9 protein-coding genes are annotated in these 22,414 nt (G+C 36.9%); 6 read left to right on the forward strand and 3 right to left on the reverse strand.

Annotated elements, in window-relative coordinates; translation table 11 throughout:
* Positions 1–38: 38 nt before the first annotated feature.
* Complete coding sequence (locus BC781_RS13005; RefSeq protein ID WP_109618376.1) at positions 39–3,338, forward strand: glycoside hydrolase family 38 N-terminal domain-containing protein; 3,300 nt, start codon at positions 39–41, stop codon at positions 3,336–3,338.
* A 111-nt stretch (positions 3,339–3,449) separates the two neighbouring features.
* On the opposite strand, the gene BC781_RS13010 is transcribed toward BC781_RS13005, so the two are convergent.
* Positions 3,450–3,845 (reverse strand): hypothetical protein, encoded by a 396-nt coding sequence (locus BC781_RS13010; protein WP_109618378.1) that lies wholly within the window; start codon positions 3,843–3,845, stop codon positions 3,450–3,452.
* Positions 3,846–3,932: 87 nt separating this feature from the next.
* A complete protein-coding gene (locus BC781_RS25870; protein ID WP_394342332.1) occupies positions 3,933–4,061 on the reverse strand; it encodes a mechanosensitive ion channel domain-containing protein in 129 nt (42 codons plus the stop codon).
* 417 nt (positions 4,062–4,478) lie between these two features.
* On the opposite strand from BC781_RS25870, the gene BC781_RS13015 reads away from it, so the two are divergent.
* The 4 genes from BC781_RS13015 to BC781_RS13030 all read left to right on the forward strand — a co-directional run bounded on the left by BC781_RS13015 (position 4,479) and on the right by BC781_RS13030 (position 18,798).
* Entirely contained in the window at positions 4,479–5,312 is an 834-nt protein-coding gene (locus tag BC781_RS13015) for a TolB-like translocation protein (protein WP_146201685.1), read from the forward strand.
* Positions 5,313–5,381: 69 nt separating this feature from the next.
* Positions 5,382–11,030, forward strand: a complete 5,649-nt coding sequence (locus BC781_RS13020; protein WP_109618382.1) for a family 10 glycosylhydrolase — start codon at positions 5,382–5,384, stop codon at positions 11,028–11,030.
* Between the two features lie 71 nt (positions 11,031–11,101).
* Positions 11,102–16,723: a golvesin C-terminal-like domain-containing protein gene (locus tag BC781_RS13025; protein WP_158281466.1), complete on the forward strand. Its 5,622-nt coding sequence runs from the start codon at positions 11,102–11,104 to the stop codon at positions 16,721–16,723.
* A gap of 170 nt (positions 16,724–16,893) precedes the next feature.
* Complete coding sequence (locus BC781_RS13030) at positions 16,894–18,798, forward strand: WG repeat-containing protein (protein ID WP_158281467.1); 1,905 nt, start codon at positions 16,894–16,896, stop codon at positions 18,796–18,798.
* 119 nt (positions 18,799–18,917) lie between these two features.
* Here the strand turns inward: BC781_RS13030 and BC781_RS13035 are convergent, their stop codons facing one another.
* Complete coding sequence (locus BC781_RS13035; RefSeq protein WP_109618388.1) at positions 18,918–20,276, reverse strand: sulfatase family protein; 1,359 nt, start codon at positions 20,274–20,276, stop codon at positions 18,918–18,920.
* A gap of 410 nt (positions 20,277–20,686) precedes the next feature.
* On the opposite strand from BC781_RS13035, the gene BC781_RS13040 reads away from it, so the two are divergent.
* Positions 20,687–22,354, forward strand: coding sequence for a T9SS type A sorting domain-containing protein (locus BC781_RS13040; RefSeq protein ID WP_109618390.1), 1,668 nt, complete (start codon positions 20,687–20,689; stop codon positions 22,352–22,354).
* Positions 22,355–22,414 lie beyond the last annotated feature (60 nt).

Raw genomic sequence — 22,414 nt, forward strand, 5'->3', positions numbered from 1 at the left:
CATAAGTAAACTAAACGACAACCACACACTTAATAAACATGACAAGGAGTAAAGAAAGATCGGTAAGATTAACACTGTGCTTATTCTTACTAAGCCTTTTACCACTTAGCCTATTTGCACAAGAAAAATTATTCTTAAAAGGGTTTACAAAGCACAAACACGGAGAATTGATGCCTTACAAATCTCCTCAAGAAGATGCCAGTCAAGCCATGCTCATTCGTTGTATGGAAGGCAAAAACAGTATGGAATGGGAATCCGAAGCCATACCAAGTTCTTTCAAAGGAGAATATGTAGAATTTGGGGCGATCATGGGAGTTGATATTGATCGTGCAATGTATAGCTATGATTTCTACCTCAACGATAAAAAATATTTCACCTTCAAAGCTCCCGAAGAAAGCATTTTGCAAGATGTACACGCAGAAGGACCTAACGGATCTTCTCTGACATTCAAAGGCACAATGATTGACACTTACAGCGACCTTTTTGGTTATGTATTCTTCAAAATAAAAGCAGAAGATCTTCCAAGAGATGAACCGATCCGATTTAAAGCTGTGGCTCCTAGTATCGGGAAGTCAAGTTGGATGATGCTTTTCCGATATGGACTTGAAGGAAATGTAAGTTGGAAACAAGAACCTGCCGTTGTCAAAACACCTAAAGGTTCTAAGCAACTGTTGAGAACAACTATTCTACATTATGGAGAACCTACTTCTGCCACTATTATAGCGGGCAAGTCAAAAGAAAAAGTGACACTCAATGTAGGAGCTAATGTTTTTAGAGTAAAAGTGCCAAAGCTAGAAGAGGAAACAAAAATGCCTGTAAAAGTCATAGTCAATAAACAGGTACTCGATGAAAGAACTTTGACACTAACACCTGTAAAACCATACGACCTTTACTTATTACATCATTCTCACGTAGATATTGGCTACACACATACGCAAGATGAGGTTGAGAAAATGCAATGGAAAAACCTTGACGATGCCGTAATGATGAGCCAAAAGACAGCCAATTATCCTGAAGGCTCAAAATTCAAATGGTCAGTAGAAGTGATGTGGGCAGTAGAAAGCTACCTCAAACAAGCAAGCCCTGCTCAGAAAACTGCATTTTTAGAAGCTGTAAAAAATGGCTCGATTGCACTAGAAGGCCTCTATGGAAACATGCTCACAGGACTCTCTAATCCGCAAGAGCTGGTAGAATCTACTTTTGATGCCTTACAAGTTTCTGACGAAGTAGGTGTGCCATTAACTTCTGCAATGATTACCGACGTACCAGGCTATACATGGGGTTTGGTTCCCGTATTGGCTCACTCTGGAGTGAAATATCTTTCCGCAGGAACAAACGTTTTCCACCGAATTGGCGGAACGATCTCAACTTGGGGAGACAGACCATTCTATTGGATATCGCCATCAGGTGAAGAAAAAATCATGGTTTGGGTTCATGAGAAAGGATATTCTCATTTCCACACCGGTTTAGGTTTTACAGACTTAAAGGTACTGCTTACTCCAAAATCGGTATTTGATTATCTAAACGAATTGAATGACCGAAATTACCCTTACGACATCACAACCTTAAGATATACAGTAGGTTCTGACAATGGCCCTGTAGACCAAGGAATCAGTGAAACTGTGAAAGAATGGAATGAAATTTATGAAACACCGAAAGTAATTCTTTCTACCACAACCGAATCTTTTCAAGCATTTGAAGACAAATACGGAGATCAACTGCCTGTTGTAAAAGGAGATTTCACACCTTATTGGGAAGATGGTGCGGGTTCTACCTCAAAAGAAACAGCAATAGTAAGAAATGCATCTGAGCGTCTTTCTCAAGCCATGACTTTGCTTTCTTTAAACCAAGTACAAATCCCAAATGAGAAATTTGAAGAGGCTTGGCGTTGTGTTTTACTTTACAACGAGCACACTTGGGGAGCTTACAATTCGATCTCTGAACCAGAAGCTGATTTTGTACATTCACAATGGGCCGTCAAACAATCATTTGCACTAAAAGCAGATAGCATTGCCTCGGAATTATTGGATTTAGCTTTGGCTTCTTCAGAAAAATCAGAAGGTATTGTATTGACCAATTCATTGAGTTGGGAAAGGTCGGGAATTATCCGTTTGTCAAAAGAGCAATCTGAAAAAGGAGATAAAGTAGTTGACAAAAATGGAAATCTACTTCCTTCGCAACGTCTGAACACAGGAGAATTAGCTGTTTGGGTAGAAAATCTGGAAGCATATGGTACAAAAGAAATTTTTGTAGAAAAAGGGAATGCATTCGCCCCTAAATCACTTACGACAGAAAACACAACAATCAAAAGTGAGTTCTTAACACTTGAGATAGACACAGAGACAGGCGCTATAACCAAATTGTACGATAAAGTCAGAAAGCAGAATTTTGCAAATACAAAAGAGCTGAAAGGACTAAACGACTACTACTATGTAGCAGGTAGAAATCCGAAAGCTCCAAAAACAACTGGAAATGATATTCAAATCAATATCATAGAAGCAGGAGGTGTGTTGAGTACTTTAGAAATTACATCATCAGCACCGGGTGCAGAAGAATGGAAACGTTACATCACGATCAATGCTTTTGATAATTCTATTGGAATTGATAACCGTATCAATAAAACCAACATTTACGATCCTGAAGGAGTCCATATTGCATTCCCGTTCAATGTAGAAAATGGAGATGTTCGTATAGATGTGCCATTCGGTGAATACATCCCAGAAGTAGAGCAGTTGCAAGGTTCTTGTAAAAACTACTTTACCGTACAGCGATATGTAGACGTTTCAAATATTGATTATGGTATCACTTGGGCCTCACCAGATGCTCCAATGATCGAACTGGGAGAAATCACAACCGATGCTCTCTCTTACGGTTGGGTACAAGAAGTAAAACCGACCCAAACGGTCTATGCCTACTTGATGAATAACTATTGGGAAACTAATTACAAGGCGAGTCAAGATGGCTGGCATCAATTCCGATTTGCCCTAAAACCACATGGCAGTTATGTATCTAGTCAGGCCAAAAAATTCAGTACTGAAATCTCTCAGCCAATTCTGATTAGTGAAACAGCAAATAACGGATTTGAAGCAATCTTAACTCCACAGTCAGAACATACAATTGTTACAGCTTCAAGACCGATGTCAGACAATACAGTTCTCGTAACAATCTTGAATGCCTCTGCTGCCCCTCAACAATTAGAATGGGAAACCTCAGAGAAAGTCTCAAATATTTACTTGTCAAATATTAATGGAGATAAAATGGAAAACTATCAAGAAGGTGAAGAATTGCCTGCTTGGGGATTGCGTTTTCTTCTGATTGAAAAGAATACAGGTATTTAGTTATAAAAAAGTAGCCATTCAAAACTATTTGAATGGCTACAAAATTTATGATGAAGAGTAGTGTAACTCATTGATTTCATCGGAGAATGAAAAACTTATTGTTAAAGCTTCTTACTTTTTAAGAGCTAAGATTTTCTTTTGAATACTAGAGAAATTAGTTTCTCCTTTTTCAATTTTTTGAACCAAAGCTTTTTGGTAATACTCAAAAGCCATTTGATCTAAACAATGAAGCGCTAAATAATCACCTTTCAATTCTAGGTTTGAAGCTGTTTCCTTGATTGCAATTGAGTGTTCAATCCAAGTATAAGCTTCAGACATATTTTGCTTGTCTTTTACACATACTTTTGCAGCTGCTAAAGGTGTTTCCCAGTCCATCGCAGTAGATAGAGCTACTTTTTTTCTGAGTCTATCATATTTGTTTGCATCTAAATCGAATAAATCATTTGATGCAAATGCGTTTGCAGAAAGGGCAATAGTTGTAGCGAAAGTAAAGATCAATTTTTTCATTTGAGTATAAGTTATTTTGACACTGAATCTGAATGAGTTGTACTGTTGTTGTACATGGTTTTAAAATGCCAAAGTTGTGCCGGTAAATCATAAGTGGTTGTTATTTAGTCGGTTATGTGAGTTTGTAACTGTGGTAGTAGAAAAAGAAGTATTCGGGATTGAGACAGTTGCGTTCGAAAATGTACAATTTCTTATTTCATAGAAGTTTAACACCATTCTATCGCTACTTTTTAACGCTTTCAATACCTATATAACATCATGTAAAATGAGAAATTCAATTTAAAGAGATTCAAAATTCATTAAATGTAAATCTACTTTTGTTGGTCTGATAGTGGATTTGTTTATGTATATCGTTTAACATTTATCACTATAATTTTATGCTATTTTTTCCACTTTAAGCCGAAAATCACTGATTTCAGTTATAGTGTTCATGGTATTTAGTGACTTAAATGTTAATAAAGCTTTCTAATTTTATGAATGTAGCTACAAACTTACACTTTACTAGCATATCTATTAAGTCACATCATAGAAAGAAAGAGGAGAAAGGACATTGTGTAAATGGACTAGTATCTGTGTTCAAGGACATCCTTATAAGGGTATACATTCACATTTTTTACTCAAAAACGACTCAGTATGAGAAAGACCTTAACTCTTCTCTTAATGATCATGGTTACGTCAGCCATGGCTCAAGAAAAAAAAGTGACGAAATTGAACGTAAAAGGGTATCGCGTTGCATTAGCACCTGATGGTTCTGGAGTGGTTTATACTTCACCAGGCTTGATCGGGCTGAAACATTTTGACTTTTCAAGCAAGAAAGAAACTGTTTTATCTAAAGCAAGAGGAGCTGGTTATCAACCTTCTTTTTACGAAGGAGAAGTTGTTTTTAAGGAACGTACTAATAAAACAGTCCTTAAACGAGCAAGTCTAACTTCTAATGCTTCTAAAACTATTTCAACCACAGGAGTAAGTCCTAAAAAATGGGCAAAAACTCAAGTAATGTCAAATAAGAGAGTTTCAAAAAAAGAAGTATCATATGCATCAACTTCTGAAACACTTAATGATTTTGTGGTAGCGTACTCGGATGGTTCTGAAAAGAGAATTGCACCATTTGGAGATCAGGAGGATTATATATGGGTTTCGTTATCTCCTGACAAAACAAAAGTGCTATTTAAACTAGTAGGTGTATCTGCCTACGTTTGTGACTTAAAAGGAAAGATTCTTCATGACCTTGGAGATCTAGAAAATCCTAAATGGGTTACAAATGACAAGATTGTGTACATGATAACCGAGGAAGATCATGATTCTTTCACAAAGTCAGATATATACACAATTTCTATCGCTCAAAAGGAGCGTAAAAACTTGACTAAAGGAATGAAGCAAATTGCATTATATCCTGATATGGTCGGGGATCAAGTTGTTTTCAATACTCCTGAAGGTGACATCTATTTGATGGAGGTAAGTCAATAAAATTCGAGGTATTCATTTCACATATCTCATTTTATTCAACCTCAATTCAACATTCTATTTAGAAAAATCATGAAAAAATATATCACTTCTATCTTGTGCATAGGAGGGTTGCTTTTTAGTGCCCAAACTTTTGCACAAGTCCCTGCCAATGTGCCTCAACTTTTGACAGGAAAGAAAATTGCAATCGACCCTGGTCATGGAGGTCACGATTCAGATGACCGAGAAACACCTTTAGGAAATGGATTTACATATTATGAATCTGATGGTGTTTGGGAAATGGGGCTTATTCTTCAAGATATCTTAGATGAAGTAGGTGCCAATACAAAACTTACAAAAACCAACAATAGCATTACAGCTCCAGACCGTGATCCTTCATTATCAGAAAGGGTAGCAGTAGCCAATGCTTTTGATGCGGACTATATGCATTCCATTCATACAAATGCGGGTGGTGGTTCTGCAAACTATACACTTCTTCTTTATCGAGGAATAAATAGTACACCATCTTGGCCAGATGCCAAAGTTATGGGAGGTATTATGACTCAGCGATTGAAAGATTATATGTATACGACAGACGCTTACAATCGTGCAGATAGAGATTTTCTTCCTTACTATTTGGGTGTATTAAGTGGAACACAAATGCCTGCTACATTATCAGAAGGTTCATTCCATGATAATTTGCCAGAAGGTAAGAGATTGATGAGTAGCATGTACAGAAGAGCGGCTGCTTGGGCTATGGCCAAATCATTCTTTGAGTTTTATAATACAGGACAACTTCCATACGGAGAAGTTGGTGGTTTATTAAGAGATAATTCTGGAACACCTATTAATGCAGTTACTTGTACGATCAACCCGGGTACATCAGATGCGAGAACGGTTACAGTAGATAATGCAGACAACGGTTATTACATTTTTGATTGGTTAGACGCAGGAAATTATACGATAGAGTTTAGCAAATCTGGCTATGCAACAACCATTCAGAATGTAACGGTTACTTCTGGAGGATATACTCAAACAGATGTGACCATGATTGACCTTGGTGATCCTCCAGCTCGTCCTACTTTAGCTTTTGTTGGAAACCCAAATGGAGGTACTTCAGTAGAAGCAAGATGGTCATTGACTTCGGGAGCTACAGGTTATCGTTTGTACTATGCTGAAAATGATAACTTGACTTCATGGAAATTGGCAGCTGATGAAAACACATTGACTTCATCATCGACACAAGTAACACTGAACAGCGCTGCTGATTTTGTAGATGTCCCTTCTAGCGATGTTTATCATTTCAGATTAGTGGCTACTTCTGTTGGTACAGGAGGTGTAATCTTGGAAAGCGAAACTTCAGATGTTTATTCTCGTTCGTCAAATACTTCTGGAGATGCAGTCTTAATTGTAGATGGTTTTGACAGAAATACAGGTTCTTATACTGGAGCTACACATTCGTTTGTTACAGGTTATTTCAAATCTCTAAGAGATAGTAAAAGTGTGGTTGTAGAGTCTACAGATAACTCAAAAGTAGCAGATGGTACGGTTGTACTTACAGACTATGAAGCGGTTGTATGGTTTGTGGGTGATGAGTCTACGAACGCTGAAACATTCGCAACAGCAGAACAGACCAAAGTACAAGCCTATTTAGAAGCAGGTGGAAAGCTATTTGTAAGTGGATCAGAAGTAGGATGGGATTTATGGGAGAAAGGTACTTCAACAGATCAAGCGTTCTATACAAATTACTTGAAAGCTGCTTACCAAAGTGATGGTGCTGGAAATTATTCACCAGCAACAGGAGTTTCAGGAACTGCATTCGCAGGAGTTTCTGTGCCATTCGGAATCACATATACAGAAGATTATGCTGATGATATCGATCCTGTAAGTGGTGCAACTTCAATCTTGACTTATGCTGAAGCTGGTAAAGCTGGTGGTGTGGCATATACAGGAACATTTGGTGGCGGAACACAGTCTGGAGCTGTGGTTTACGTTTCATTCCCTGCAGAAACAGCTGCCTTAAGTGACCAAACCACATTGATGGGTAAAGTATTGGATTACTTCAATGTAAGTGCTGTAAATGTAGCTCCTATTGCGAATAATGATCAAGCGTCAACAACACAAGATGTAGCTATTAGTATCAATGTACTTTCTAATGATACAGATTCAAATATTGATGCTTCAACATTGACAATTGTAGCAAACGCAAGCAATGGAACAGCGGTAGTAAATAATGGTCAAGTTGATTATACTCCTTCTTCAGGGTACATTGGTTCAGATAGTTTTACTTATCAAGTTTCAGATACAGAAGGACTTGTTTCAAATGTAGCAACTGTAAATATTGATGTTTTAGAGTTACTTAACTGTGCAGGTGAAGGAACAGAAATTAATCCTGATAAGCCAAAGAGAGATTTCAGAGCATCATGGATTTCTACAGTAGCAAATATTGATTGGCCATCTTCTCCAAATCTATCAGTGGCAGCACAACAAGCTGAACTTATCGGTTTGATAGATGGATTGAAAGAAAGTGGTGTAAATGCTATTTTATTCCAAGTAAGACCAGAGTGTGATGCATTATATGCTTCAACTATAGATCCTTGGTCATATTATTTGACAGGTCAGCAAGGGCAAGCTCCTTCGCCATTCTACGATCCGCTTACTTTTGCAATTGATGAAGCTCACAAAAGAGGTATGGAACTTCACGCTTGGTTAAATCCTTACAGGGCACAACAAGGAACGCCTAGCCTTTCATCTTCTCACGTAGCTAGCCAACATCCTGACTGGGTGATGGATTTCACTGAAAGAGATATTCTTAACCCAGGTATTCCTGCGGTTAGAGATTATGTAGTTTCAGTAATCAATGATATTGCAAGTCGTTACGATGTAGATGGTATTCATTTTGATGATTATTTCTACCCTTACTCTGGTATGGGAAGCCAAGATGCTTCAGCTTTTGCAAGTTATAACCCGAATAGTTTGAGTCTTGCGGATTGGAGAAGAGACAATGTAAATAAATTAGTTGAAATGGTGTTTGATGAAATTCAACTAGTAAATCAAGCACAAAATAAGAGTATCAAGTTTGGTATTTCTCCATTTGGTATCTGGAAAAGTGGTGTTCCTTCAGGAATTTCTGGAATGTCTGCATATGATGTAATTTACGCTGATGCCTTGGCTTGGTTAAGTGCAGGTACTGTAGATTATATTTCTCCTCAATTGTATTGGGATTTTGGTGGCGGACAAGATTATGCTGCATTATCAACTTGGTGGGATGACCAAGCAGCAGCGGCAGGTAAGCTACATTACCCAGGACTTGGTTTATATCGTCTTGTTGATTCTGGAAGTTGGCCTGCATCTACTATTCAATCAATGATTGATGAGAACAGATTAGCGAAGAATGAGGCGACAAAAGGTCAAATTTTCTTCACGACAAATAACCTTACAGATAACGATAAAGGGATTAAAACAGCACTTCAAGGTGATCAGTACCAATATCCATCTGTTGTTCCAACAATGTCTTGGAAAGAATCAGTTTGTCCGAATGTGCCTTCTAACTTCCGTTATGAAGGCGGTGACTTGGTTTGGGATGCTCCTTCGGCGGCATCAGATGGCGATTTAGCTGAGCGTTATGCTGTATATAGATTTTCTTCTTTAGCTGAACTAACAACAAATCTTCACGATGGAACAAAGCTAGTTGCTGTAACTGGAGAAACTTCAGTGGGTGTAGCATCAGCTTGGTTAACAGGAACAGATAACTACTTTGTAGTTTCGGCTTTAGATAAAAATAGTAACGAAAGTGGGTTCACGGCATCTGTAAATATTGCAGGAAATGTACAATACTGTGCTGCTCAAGGAAACAATACGACTTATGAGTGGATTGCAGGTGTTGCAATTGGAGCTATTACTAAGTCAAGTGGTAGTGATGGTGGTTATGCAGATAAAACAGCTGAATCTTTCCCACTAACTATTGGAAATACTTACAGTTTAACATTGACTCCAGGCTATGCAAGTACAGCTTATAATGAGAATTGGAAAGTATGGATTGACTTTAATGAAGATGGTGATTTTGATGATACTGATGAACTAGTTTACGCAATAGGTAGTGTTGCTAAAAATGCAGTATCAGGTTCGCTTACAATTCCTGCTGGTGTAAGTGCGGGTAATAAACGTATGCGTGTAGGAATGAATGGTTCTTCATCAGATTATACTTTGAATTCTTGTGGTTCATTTGCTTATGGTGAAGTAGAGGATTATACCGTATCTTTAACTGCTCCAACTCCTGTAGCACCAGTAGCAAACAATGATTCAGAATCAGTACAATCTGCGGTAGCAGTTGCTCTAGCTGTATTAGCGAATGATACTGATACAAATGGCGATATAGACGTTTCAACAGTGACTATTGTTTCAGCTGTTTCAAATGGTTTTACTTCAGTAAATGCATCTACAGGTGTGATTACTTATACATCTAATGTAGGATTTACAGGAACTGATAGCTTTACATATACTGTACAAGATCAATCAGGTTTAACGTCAAATACTGCAACAGTAACAATTAGTGTTACAGATTTACCACCTGCCCCTTGTGCTTCGAGTAATCATAATGCCACTTATGAGTGGATTGATAATGTGACTTTTGGAGCATTTAGTAATACGTCAGGTAGTGATGGTGGATATGGAGATTATACTTCTCAAACTATTTCTGGTGTAAGCACTGGAGGTCAATATTCAATTAGCTTGAAACCAGGTTTCCAAAGTACTGCATACCAAGAGCATTGGAAAGTTTGGATTGACTTCAACGCTGATGGTGATTTTGATGATGCAGGAGAAGAATTGTTTGATACTTACGGAACAGGTACTGCTGCTGTTACAGGTTCTATTACTATACCATTTGATGTGACTTCGGGTACAAAAACAATGCGTGTGGGTATGAATGGTACTTCAGCAGATTATACGCTGACTCCATGTAATGCATTTACTTACGGTGAGGTTGAGGACTATTATATCTTTATCAATAACACGGGTTGTACTCCTCCAGCGGTTACATCTATGGTTATTGACAATAATGATACTGGATATTCTGAAACTGGAACGTGGATCTCAAGTACATCAACAGCAGGGTACATTGGTTCAGGTTACCGTCATGAAGGAGATGCAAACAAAGGAAATGCATCTGTAACATACGCACCAGATATTACTGTAGATGGAACATATGAAGTATTTATTTTCTATACAGCTGGTTCAAACAGAGCAACAAATGCACCTGTAGATATCAATCATGCAAATGGTACTACTCAAGTAATCGTTAATCAACAGAATAACAACACAACTTGGGTTTCTTTAGGGACATACAGCTTCTTGGCAGGTTCAGGAAATGCAGTCTTGAAAAATGATGGTACTGATGGTGTAGTTATCGCAGATGCTATGCGATTTGACTTTGTGAATTGTAATGTGGCATCTTCTCGTAAGTCAATTGAAGACGGAGTTGCTGGATTAGAATCACCAGTATTATACCCTAACCCTGTAGTTGACAGAGCACAAGTGAAGTTTAATTCAGAGGTAGAGGGTGAAGTTACAATTCTACTATATGCTCAAACAGGTGAACTTGTAGGAGAAACGGTAGAACAAGGAATTAAAGGACTTAATGTCTTGAATATTCCAACAGCCCAACTTAGTACAGGAGTTTACATCGTTCAAGTGATTGAAGCTGATGGTAAAACTTCTTACTTAAGAATGTTGAAAAACTAATTCAAATTTAGATATGACCGTAGTGTGGAAACATGCTACGGTCTTTTTTTTACCCTCAATTTACTTATGAAATGAAACACATTTACTGGAGAGCCCTACTCCTTACGTTGTTCTTTGGGTATCATTCACTTCATGCCCAAGAGATTTTCAAAAACAAATTACAGAATGCATTACGTACCGCTTGGGAAAAAACAAGTATTCCAGGTATAGGTTTAGCCGTTTCAACCCCTGATCAAGGAATGATTTTTACTTCTGTAGGTATCGGGAATATTTACACCAATTCCGCTATTACAGAAGAAAGTCGCTTTCTCATCGCTAGTAACTCAAAGACTTTTACTGCAGCATTGGTACTTCGTTTACAGGATGCTGGATACTTTGATATTGACGATAAATTGTCTGATCACCTGATTGTATCTGGTTTACCCAATAATTATAGCATGACCATTCGTCAATTGCTTAACCATTCGGCAGGTGTATATGACCATTTTAATAACAGTAACTATTGGAGTTTGGCTACAGCTCAACCCTATAAAGTATTTACTGATGCTGAAGTGATGTCTTACTCAAATGCTTTAGGTCCTTCATTTTCACCAGGAAGTTCATATTCATATTCCAATGCTGGTTTTTATCTTTTAGGAATGTTGGTAGAGGCGAAGCTTGGTATTTCAGCAAGAGAAGCAATGGATCAGTGGGTGATACAACCTATGGGCTTAGACCTAAGCTTTTTAGATGACAGCAGTGATCCATCAAACAAAATTCCATACTTAGCCGAAAATAGTCGAGCTTACGAGTATCATAAAAGTTCAATTACTACGGCAGGTTCAATGGTGGCTACTCCTCAGAATGTAGCACAATTTGCAAAGGCTGTTTTTAGTGAAGGATTCTTATCTTCTTCATCACTAAATGAAATGATTGCTCCGTCAACGAGAAATAGCTCATACGGTTTGGGAACAAGAAGATTCTCAGATAATGGCGTTACGCATTATGGTCACACAGGTACTTTGGCAGGCTATAAAAGTTACATGTACTATATCCCTTCTATGGATGTATCTGTTGCTATGCATGCAAATGCCTACACAGACCCTTCTTCATTATGGTTTGATATTGTAGATGCTGTTTTTGATGTTGTTACACAAGAATACGGTTCTTATTGTCAGAATAATAACTGTAATGCACCATCTCGTCCAAGACTTTTAACTTCTAAAAATAATGTAGATGGAAGCTTTACTTTGGAATGGATAGCGAATACTGAAACAGATTTGTCGGGTTACCGAATTTATTATTCTACATCTGATAATTTGAGTAACTGGCAAATAGCCGCAAATGAAGCTTCTCTTTCACCTTCAACATCTAGTTTTACTTTCTCATCTACTTCAGCTTTTGAAGTTCCTACGGCAGAGTCTACGGTATTTTTAAAATTGGTAGCTGTTGGTGATGATGGTCTTGAAAGTGAAAGTAGTGATGTGTATGTTCGCTCCGACAATGCCAATGGAAAGAAAGTATTGATCGTAGATGGTTTTGATAGAACTGGAGGAAGTGCTTCTTGGGGAAGTGTAACGCATAATTTTGCTGCAGATTACTTAAAAGTATTTAGAGATGCAGAAGGAAGCCAATTATCGGTTTCATCGATTGCGAATGAAGCTCTAACAAGTGGTTTGACTTATCTGCAAGATTATGACATGGTCATTTGGTTCTTAGGAGATGAGTCAACTATTGCAGAAACATTCAGTGATGCGGAACAGGCATTGGTTAAGACTTATCTTGAAAACGGAGGTAAGCTTCTAGTGACAGGTTCTGAAATTGGTTGGGATTTATCAGCGAAAGGAAGTAGCACAGACCAAAACTTCTATAACAATTACCTTAAAGCTAATTATGTAGATGATGGCTCGATTTCTTATACGCCAGCTACAGGAATCACTTCTACCTTATTTGAAGGTACAGTGTTGAACTTTGGTCAAGTGTATCAAGAAGATTATCCAGATGCAATTTCACCACAATCAGGTGCTGAGGCTATATTCAATTATGCAAGTGCAGGAAAACAAGGTGGAGTAGCTTACAAAGGAACATTTGGTAGTTCTCAAGAAGAAGGTGGAGTAGTCTATTTATCTTTCCCTCTCGAAACGGTATCTGACCAGAGTAGTAAAGTTTCCTTTGCAGGACAGTTATTGGATTACTTTGATCTAATGTTAGAAGATGGGACACCAACAGCGAAGTTTGTTGTAAGTGGTTTGCCTGCTGGTATTGGAACTTCACTTGATTTTGATGCAAGTACTTCATCAGATTCAGATGGTTCAATTGCACAGTATGCATGGGATTTTGGTGATGGTAGTTCTGCTACTGGACTTCAAGCTTCTCATTTCTATCAAGCGAATGGTTCTTATACCGTAAAGCTAACAGTTACTGATAATGATGGAAAAACATCTACTAAAACGCAGTTGATCTCCGTTTCTTCGGAAGAAGAATTACGTGGTACATGGTATACTTGGACTGGGAAAACACCACCAACTAATGCTGAAATCAATACCGCAATGCAACAAATCGCATCAGGAAACTTCAATATCGTATATGTTCCTGTTTGGAAATACGGTATGACTTATTTCCCTAGTGATGTATTGCAATCAGAGTTAGGAATTGATCGTTTCCCAGAGCAAGGAAGTAGAGATGTATTGGCTGAAATGATTACAGCCGGTCACAACAACGGTTTGAAAGTTGTCGCTTGGTTTGAGTGGGGTTTTGCTGGAGGAACAGCTAATGAACCTATCGTCACTCAAAAACCAGAGTGGATTACTGAAAAGCAAGATGGTACAAAAAGCTATGATGCCGGTGTACATTGGTTGATTCATGTTCACCCTGAAGTTCAAGCTTTCCTTACGGATTTAGGGGTAGAGGTCGTAAGTAAATATGATATTGATGGTATCCAAATGGATCGTATTCGTTTCCCTAGTTTGGATTGTAGTTATGATGATTTCACTTCGGGAATGTATTTAACTGAAAAAGGAACATTACCTCCAAGTAATACTTCAGATGCGAATTTCCAACGTTGGAGAGCTGATAAATTGAATGATTTCATGGCTCGTTTCTATGACAGAATGAAAGAGGTTGAACCTAATATTTCGGTAAGTAATGCACCTATTGTTTATCCGTATGGTTACGACAATTTCTGTCAAGATTGGCCCCAATGGGTGAATTCTGATCATTTGGATTATGCTATTCCACAGGTTTATCGTAATTCTAATTCGGTTTATTCATCAGACCTAAATGGACAGCTTTCAGAGGTGAATGACAATTCTAAAGTTGTACCTGGTATGACTTCTGTATTTAATGGACAGACGATTCCTTCTTCAACAATTTCAGCAAAGATCAATACCACAAGATCAAGAGGTTTGGATGGGCAAGTGATCTGGTATCACACAGAATTAGTAGATGATTATGCTTACTTACAAGCGAATAACTATCAGACTCAGGCATTCTTACCTCCAAAAGCTAGCTATACAGGATTTGTTCACACAGATTGTCCAATAGTTTTACCAATGAAAATGGATAGTGAAAGTGCAACATTAGAAGGCGGCTGGAATACAAGTACTTCGCAGATTGGTTATTTAGGCGCAAATTATTTGCACGATGGAAATGCAGATAAAGGCAATAAAAAAGTAATCTATACTGCTGTTATTCCTACTTCTGGTACTTATGAAGTATTCACTTTACATACTGCAAATACCAATAGAGCAACGAATGTACCGTTTGATATTACGCATTATAATGGTGTTTCTACGGTATTGGTAAACCAACAACAGAACCATAGTAAATGGGTTTCTTTAGGTAGTTATGACTTTGCGGCAGGGCCAAATGCTAAGATTGAATTGAAGACAACAGGAACGAATGGTTATGTAATTGCAGATGCAATTCGTTTAGTTTTCAAAGAATGTCAGTCTTTGGTTACACCTAGTTCTCCAATTGTGGTTGCTGACAATGCAGTTACAGATGAAGACAATTCTGTAGCGATATCTGTTCTGGCAAATGACGATGTAGTTGAAGGAACTTGGGATTTCAACTCAATAGCTTTAACAGCACCACAAAATGGTACTGCAAGTGTCGATAATGCAACAGGAGTAGTTACTTATACGCCAAATGCAAATTTCTTTGGAAATGATTCATTATCATATCGAGTAGCAAATAGTGTTGGAGGAGTATCTGAATATCAGAAGATTTATGTAACAGTAAATCCGATCAACGATCTACCATCTGCTCAAAATGACCAAGCTGAATTACTTATAAATTCAAGTGTAGTTATTGATGTACTTGCCAATGATTCTGATATAGAAGGTTTAGATGTTTCATCAGTAACAGTGACAAGCAATCCTCAAAATGGTCAAGCTACAGTGAATAGTACTACAGGGGAAATTACTTATACGCCTAATTCTAACTATTCTGGTGTAGATAACTTAGTGTATCAAGTTGCGGATTCCGATGGTGCTTTAGCTTCAGCTCAAGTTAGTATTACAATAAATGATACGCCTCAAAATCCTCCAGCACCTTGTGCTAGTGATTCACATAACTCAACGTATGAATGGATAGCCAATGTAAGTGTAGGGTCATATTCTAATACTTCTTCAAATGATAATGGTTATGGCGATTACACAGCTAACCCTATTTATGTAGTTACAGGAGAAAGCTATGGATTAAGTCTAACTCCAGGTTTCTTGAGTTCTAGCTATCAAGAGCATTGGAAAGTATGGATCGACTTCAATGCCGATGGTGATTTTGATGATGCTGGTGAAGAATTATTCGATACTTATGGTACAGGTACTTCAGCTGTAACAGGAACAATTACAATTCCTTTTGGTGTGAGTTCTGGTCTTAAAATAATGCGAGTAGGTATGAATGGTACTTCTGCCGATTATACGTTGACTCCTTGTAATGCCTTTACTTATGGAGAGGTTGAAGATTATTATGTTGATCTGACTAATAATGGTTGTGTTCCTCCTGCTGTAGTTTCTGAATTGATAGATAATGATGCTCCAGAATATGCTGAAACTGGTTCATGGATTTCAAGTACATCTACTTCAGGTTATATCGGAGCAGGGTATCGTCATGATGGTGATGCAAATAAAGGAAGTATGGCTGTAACTTATTCTCCTAATATTTCAGTAGATGGAGATTATGAAGTATTCGTTTATTACACTGCAGGTTCAAACAGAGCGACAAATGTGCCTATCGAAATCAATCATGCTCAAGGTCAGAGTACAGTAACTGTCAATCAGCAAATCAATAATACGACATGGGTATCTTTGGGTACGTATTCGTTTACTACGGGTTCAGGAAGTGCAGTTATGAAAAATGACGGTACAGATGGAGTTGTGATTGCAGATGCGATGCGATTTGATTTTGTGAACTGTGCAAGTCCGGCAAGTAGACGTCAAGTTCAAGTTGAAATTCAAGATGAACACACAGATCTTGCTTATCCAAACCCGTTCTCAGATCATCTTTCAATAGCTTGGGAAAGTAATGAAGTAACAGAAGCTACGATTTCTATTTATGATGCTGTTGGTAATTTAATTACGACTAACAATGTCCAAACAAAAATTGGTAGTAACTCAACTGACTTCAATACAAGTAACTTGGCTAATGGTTTATACTTTGTAAAGCTAAATTCTGATATTCAGAATCTGACTTTTAAAGTCATCAAGCAATAATGAAGTTTATATTATAATTTTCAGACTACCTCATACAAATGGGGTAGTCTTCTTTGTATTAGAAATCATAGAAAATGGGGATAAAACTCAATATTAAATCATGTAGTTTTAATAATGAACAGATCATCATTTTAGAGTCCCAATTTTTACTCAAACTAACATTAGAAATTATGTTTTTTTCGCATCGAATTATTTTTCTGATTTCATTTATTTTTCTTTCAAACATTGCGAATGCCCAATTGATCCCATTCAGAAATGGTGAGATTTGGGGAGCAATTGATCGTGAAGAAAATGAGGTAATTCCTTTTAATTATGATGAAGTTAGCTTTTTTTCTGAAGGTACTTACCTTGTCCGCATAAAGAACACTTATGGGCTGATGGATGAAAAGGGAAAGTATATTTTACAATGTGAAAATGATGGAATTATTCCGTTTTCAGAAAATCATGTTCAAGTCATTAAAGATGGGAAATCAGGACTTTTTACACTGAAAGGCAAAGAAGTCTTACCGATCAGTTATCAAGGTTTGAGGTACTTGAAAGATGTTGATCTTATAGAAATGAGACAACAGAAAAAATATGGAGTTGTAGACTTTGATGGAAAAGAAATTATCAAACTATATTTTGATGGAATTCGAGTAGTAGATGAAGAGCGTTTTATCGTTCGAGAAAGTGGTAAGTATATGTTGATCGATAGGTCTATGCAAAGTATTTCGAAAGAGTATTTCAATGACCTTATTCCTCTTGAAGATGATTATTTTTTACTCAGAAATAATCAATTGTGGGGGTGTATAGATAGAGATGGAAATCAAATAATACCGGTAGTATATGATCAAATATTGAAGACAGAGGATGGCTTTTTTCAAGTGAGAAAAGAAAATGCTTTTGGATTGTATACAGTAGAAGGTAATGAGTTGCTATTTCCAGAATTTGAAACACCTATTTTTGTATTTGACACCGAAAGTATTTGGGCTAAAAGCCGTGGGGAATGGAAAGAAGTACAGAAAGAGACAGCTAAACAACGATCATTAGAATTTACAAAAATAGATACACTTCGAACTTATATAAGAGCTTCCGATGAGGAAGGGATGCTTATTTTTGATAAAAATCAAAAGCAGATTTTTGAAAAAAAATACCATGAAGTAAGACCTTACAATAGTAAAGTATTTGCAGTTCAGATGAATAAGAAATGGGCTTTTGTAAATTTTGAAGGAGAAGAACTCAGTGATTTTATTTACGATGAAATCTATCATTTGAAGGATAAAAGATCGTCGAGTTATAGAACATCAGCAGACTTTGATCGCGTTTGGGACAGACCGTTCAATGAAAAGAAACAGAAAAAGCCTAGCCTAAAAGATCATGAAATGATCGGGAAGGTAAGAATTGGAACAAACTGGGCATTGGTAAATGGAGATGGCGAATTATTGACTGATGCAATTTTTGATGAGATAGGTTTAGTGTCAGATCAATCTCCAATTTGGTATAAACAAAATGGAAGATATGGAGCAATGGATTTGCAAGGCTATCGTCTGTTAGACCCAATTTATGAAAGTGTAGAGTGGAACGTTGAGCGCAAAGTTTTTAAGATTGAGACTTCTAAAAAAATAGGATGGTCGGATAAGAACGGTAAACAACTTGTAGCTCCTAAATATGAAAATCTTTCTTGGGAAGGTGGCGATCAGCATCTATTGGTTAAACAAGAGGGTAAATGGGGAATGGTAAATTTGGAAGGAAAAACAGTGATTCCTATTGAGCTAGATCGACTTTTTGGTTGGGAAGATTATGTGATGGGAGTAAAGGAAAACAAGGTGATTTTGTTCAGTAATAATGGTGAAACTCTTGTTCCTAGAAAATACGATGGGATTGAATTATTAAAAAATGCACAAGGCAAAGTCATAAAAGACTTTTTAGTGGTTAGAAATGGCTACGCAAAAGGTGTGATCAATAAGGCAGGAAAGGAAATAGTTCCTGTGCAGTTTGATATCATTTATTATAGTGAAGGAGGTTTAGTTAAAGCAGAAAAAAGTGGACAGGCTGGTTATTTAGACACGCTAGGTAATGTCTACTATGTAGAATAGAAATTTTAGGTTAGAGGTTATATATAAAAAAATGCACCCTACAATGTAGTGGTGCATTTTTAGACTGTTTACTATTTATTATTAATGGATTCTTTTAATTAGGATTGGTAAGGTAGGAACTATTGAGCTGGTCTAGCCCAAGGAGTAGCTCCTACTTTAACTAGATGCTTTCTCATCTCTTTTTGGAAATTCTTAAATTTCTTAGGCATTTTATCTGTAGGAATCGGATTTGTTTCTTCAGGGTCAGCAATCATATCATAAAATACAAAAGGCTCACAAGCTGAATTTTGTACTAACTTCCATTTTCCCTTCTGAATGGCATAACAGATTGTACCATCTACACAAGCTGAATTATTGCCTCTTCTCATGTAAAAAACGGTTCTATCACTTATTGTAGGCGTTCCTTCTTTAAAAAGCTCCATTTGATTTATACCATCAATTCCATCAGCCCAATGTGCTTCAGAAATCTGAGCAGCAGTTGCCAGTGTTGGATAAAGGTCTGTGATTGCAGCATAATGATCAGTCTTCTGATTTGCTTGAATTTGTCCTTCCCACATCGCAATTAATGGTACTCGAACGCCACCTTCATACATATCTCCTTTTTGTCCTTTAAGGTTTGCATTACTAGCTGCATGTCTTAATGCACCACCGTTATCAGATAAGAACAGAATTAATGTATTCTTTAATTGACCTGTGTCTTCCAAGGTTGAAATAATATCACCGATAGATTTATCCATATGCTCCACTAATCCGACATATTTGGCCCTGTCTTCATCTATGTTAGGATTTTCCTTAAGAACTTTATCAAGATAGTCTTGTCTTGGTTGAAGAGGAGAGTGAGGAGCTGTATAGTTTAAGAATAAGCAGAAAGGCTCATTTCTTTTTTCCTTAATAAAATCAATCGTCCAATCTGTGAAAATATCTGTAACATGCCCTTCTGGTACAATCGGGGTTTTATTTTCTCTCATCCAATTCTGACCATATCTTTCGTGTTTATAATAGTCAGTCATCCCTACTAACCAACCTTTATAGAACTCAAAACCTCTATCATTTGGCAAGTTTGGAGCTTCATCTCCTAAATGCCATTTACCGATCATAGCTGTTTGATATCCCTGATCTTTAAAAAGGTCACCTATCGTTGTTACGTTTTCAGATAAATATCCAAAGCTATTTGAGCTATTGTGTCTTACTACGCCAGGCACACCTACTTTATCAGGTGATTTACCTGTAAGCATAGATGCTCTAGATGGAGAGCATACCGATGAAGTTGTATGAAAGTTTGTAAATAAAATACCTTTTTGGGCAATCTGATCAATGTTAGGTGATTTAATGTCTTGTGCTCCATATGAGCTTAAATCTCCATAGCCCAAGTCATCGGCAGTGATCACAAGAATGTTTGGTCTTTCTTGTCCTTGACTATAGGAGCAGTGTAAAAAAATGAAGTATGTGAGTATTGTTAAAAACGATATCTTTTTCATATCTGAAAAATTAAATGAATGAATACTTCAAGGCGAGCCTTTTCAGTGTGTATTTTTTACGCCAATGAATTTATGATCGTAAATATCATACTTCTCTGACTTTATTCTGGATGCCTAAGTTTGAATAAAAGTGGTCATATCTTCAATTCTTGAGAAATATACCCCATAAACATTCTTTAGTTGGATTAAAAGAGCGGTAAAGGACAATGATCAGACCGTAATGAAACTACAAGAATCTTTTTCAGATGTTTTCTTTTTGAAGTAAGAATGTACTTGATCTACCAATATTAAAATATATACCCTCTGATTTTCGAAATACCTCCCCAAGAGAGAGTGAGTGAGAGACTAATTTTACACTTATAAAATAAGTGTATTTCGTACGGATTATTTCTACGCTCAAAATATCTATTATGGTTATCAAAAGAAGTATTTTATTCCTACTCGTATATGTTTTCTTAAATAATGTAGGTCAAGCTCAGACTAAGCCAAGTGGAGAGGGAACATTTTCAAATCCATTTCAAATAGAAGAACTTGATCATTTACGTTGGTTGGCTGAAGATGATAGTGAGTTTACGGATGCTGAGAGGTGGGGGAAATATTACCAATTGATTGCCGATATTGATGCAAGTGCTACTAATGATGGGGGACAAGGTTTTACTCCCATTGGAAATAGTACAGATCAGTTTACAGGATCATTTGATGGACAGGCATATGTGATTTCAAATCTGTATATCAATAAACCAAGTTCAAATTACATAGGACTCTTTGGTTATATAGCAGCTGCAGGAAGAGTTAAAAACTTTGGATTAACGAATGTATCTATCATAGGGCAAAACTATGTTGGTGCGATAGCAGGTAGAAATGAAGGAACAGTAAAGAAAGTCTACTCTTCTGGTTCTGTAGAGGGAACAAATAAAACGATTGGGGGAATTGTGGGAGATAATGCGGTAAGTGGATCTTTAAAAAGAACGTATTCATCGGCTAGTGTAAAAGGAGTAAAAAATGTAGGAGGACTTATTGGAGGAAATTTTGGTTCTGCAGTTATAGAAGAAAGTTATTCAACAGGAGCTGTAGATCCTACAGGGACTGATATCGGAGGTTTAGTTGGGAAAAATAATTCTAGTGTAGCTGTCAGTAGTTCATATTGGGATATTGAAACGTCTGGTTTAGGTACTTCAGCAGGTTTGGATGAAACGTTATATGGTTTGACAACTTTAGAATTTGCCGATGCTTCTAATTTTTCATCTTGGGATTTTGATAGTAATTGGACATTGGCTACCTATAACATTGTAGATGGTTCAACTACTCGTCCTCATATTTTCATGTATACCATTACGGTGAGTCAAGGAGAAAATGGAGAAGTTAGTCCTTCTACTGTTTCCTTATATAAAAGAGCATCGCAAACTTTTTCAATTATACCTGATACTAATTTTGAGATTTTAGAATTGAAAGTTGATGGCGATGTTGTACCTTCAGACTTGTCATATACATTCTCAGATATTGAATCAGACCATACTTTAGAGGTTACTTTTTATAATCCTTCAGGAACATTACCTGTACAATTAGTATATTTCGGGGGGAAAGTAGTCGATGAAAACATAAACTTAAACTGGACTACCGCAACAGAAACCGATAATTTGAGTTTTACGGTAGAGCGCAGTACTGATGGGGTAAATTTTAAAGCCTTAGGGAAGATCAATGGGCAGGGTAATTCTTTAAATATACATGAGTATACTTATACCGATCAGATGCCTTACATGGGTGATAACTTTTACAGATTAAAAACAACAGATTTTAGAAATAGAATTGAATATTCAAGCGTCATATATATTCAACACATATTAGAACAACACACTTTAAAAATAATGCCTAATCCAAGTTATGGAAAGTTCAAAATAATACATTCAGGAGTTTCTAATTTACAAATCCTGAATTTGGAAGGGCAGGTTATAGATGAACTAAAAGACAATACTTCAAACTTTATTCACATAGAATTAGCAGATAAGTACAAGGGACTCTTTTTAATTAGGTATTTTTTTAGAGGTCAATTTTACACGAAGAAGTTGGTCATCAATTAAAATATCCTTCAAAATCAATCAGAAATACACTTTTTAGATATTTCCCCTCTGAAATTAAAA

Source organism: Sediminitomix flava (genome assembly GCF_003149185.1).
In the GTDB taxonomy this organism is placed as follows: domain Bacteria; phylum Bacteroidota; class Bacteroidia; order Cytophagales; family Flammeovirgaceae; genus Sediminitomix; species Sediminitomix flava.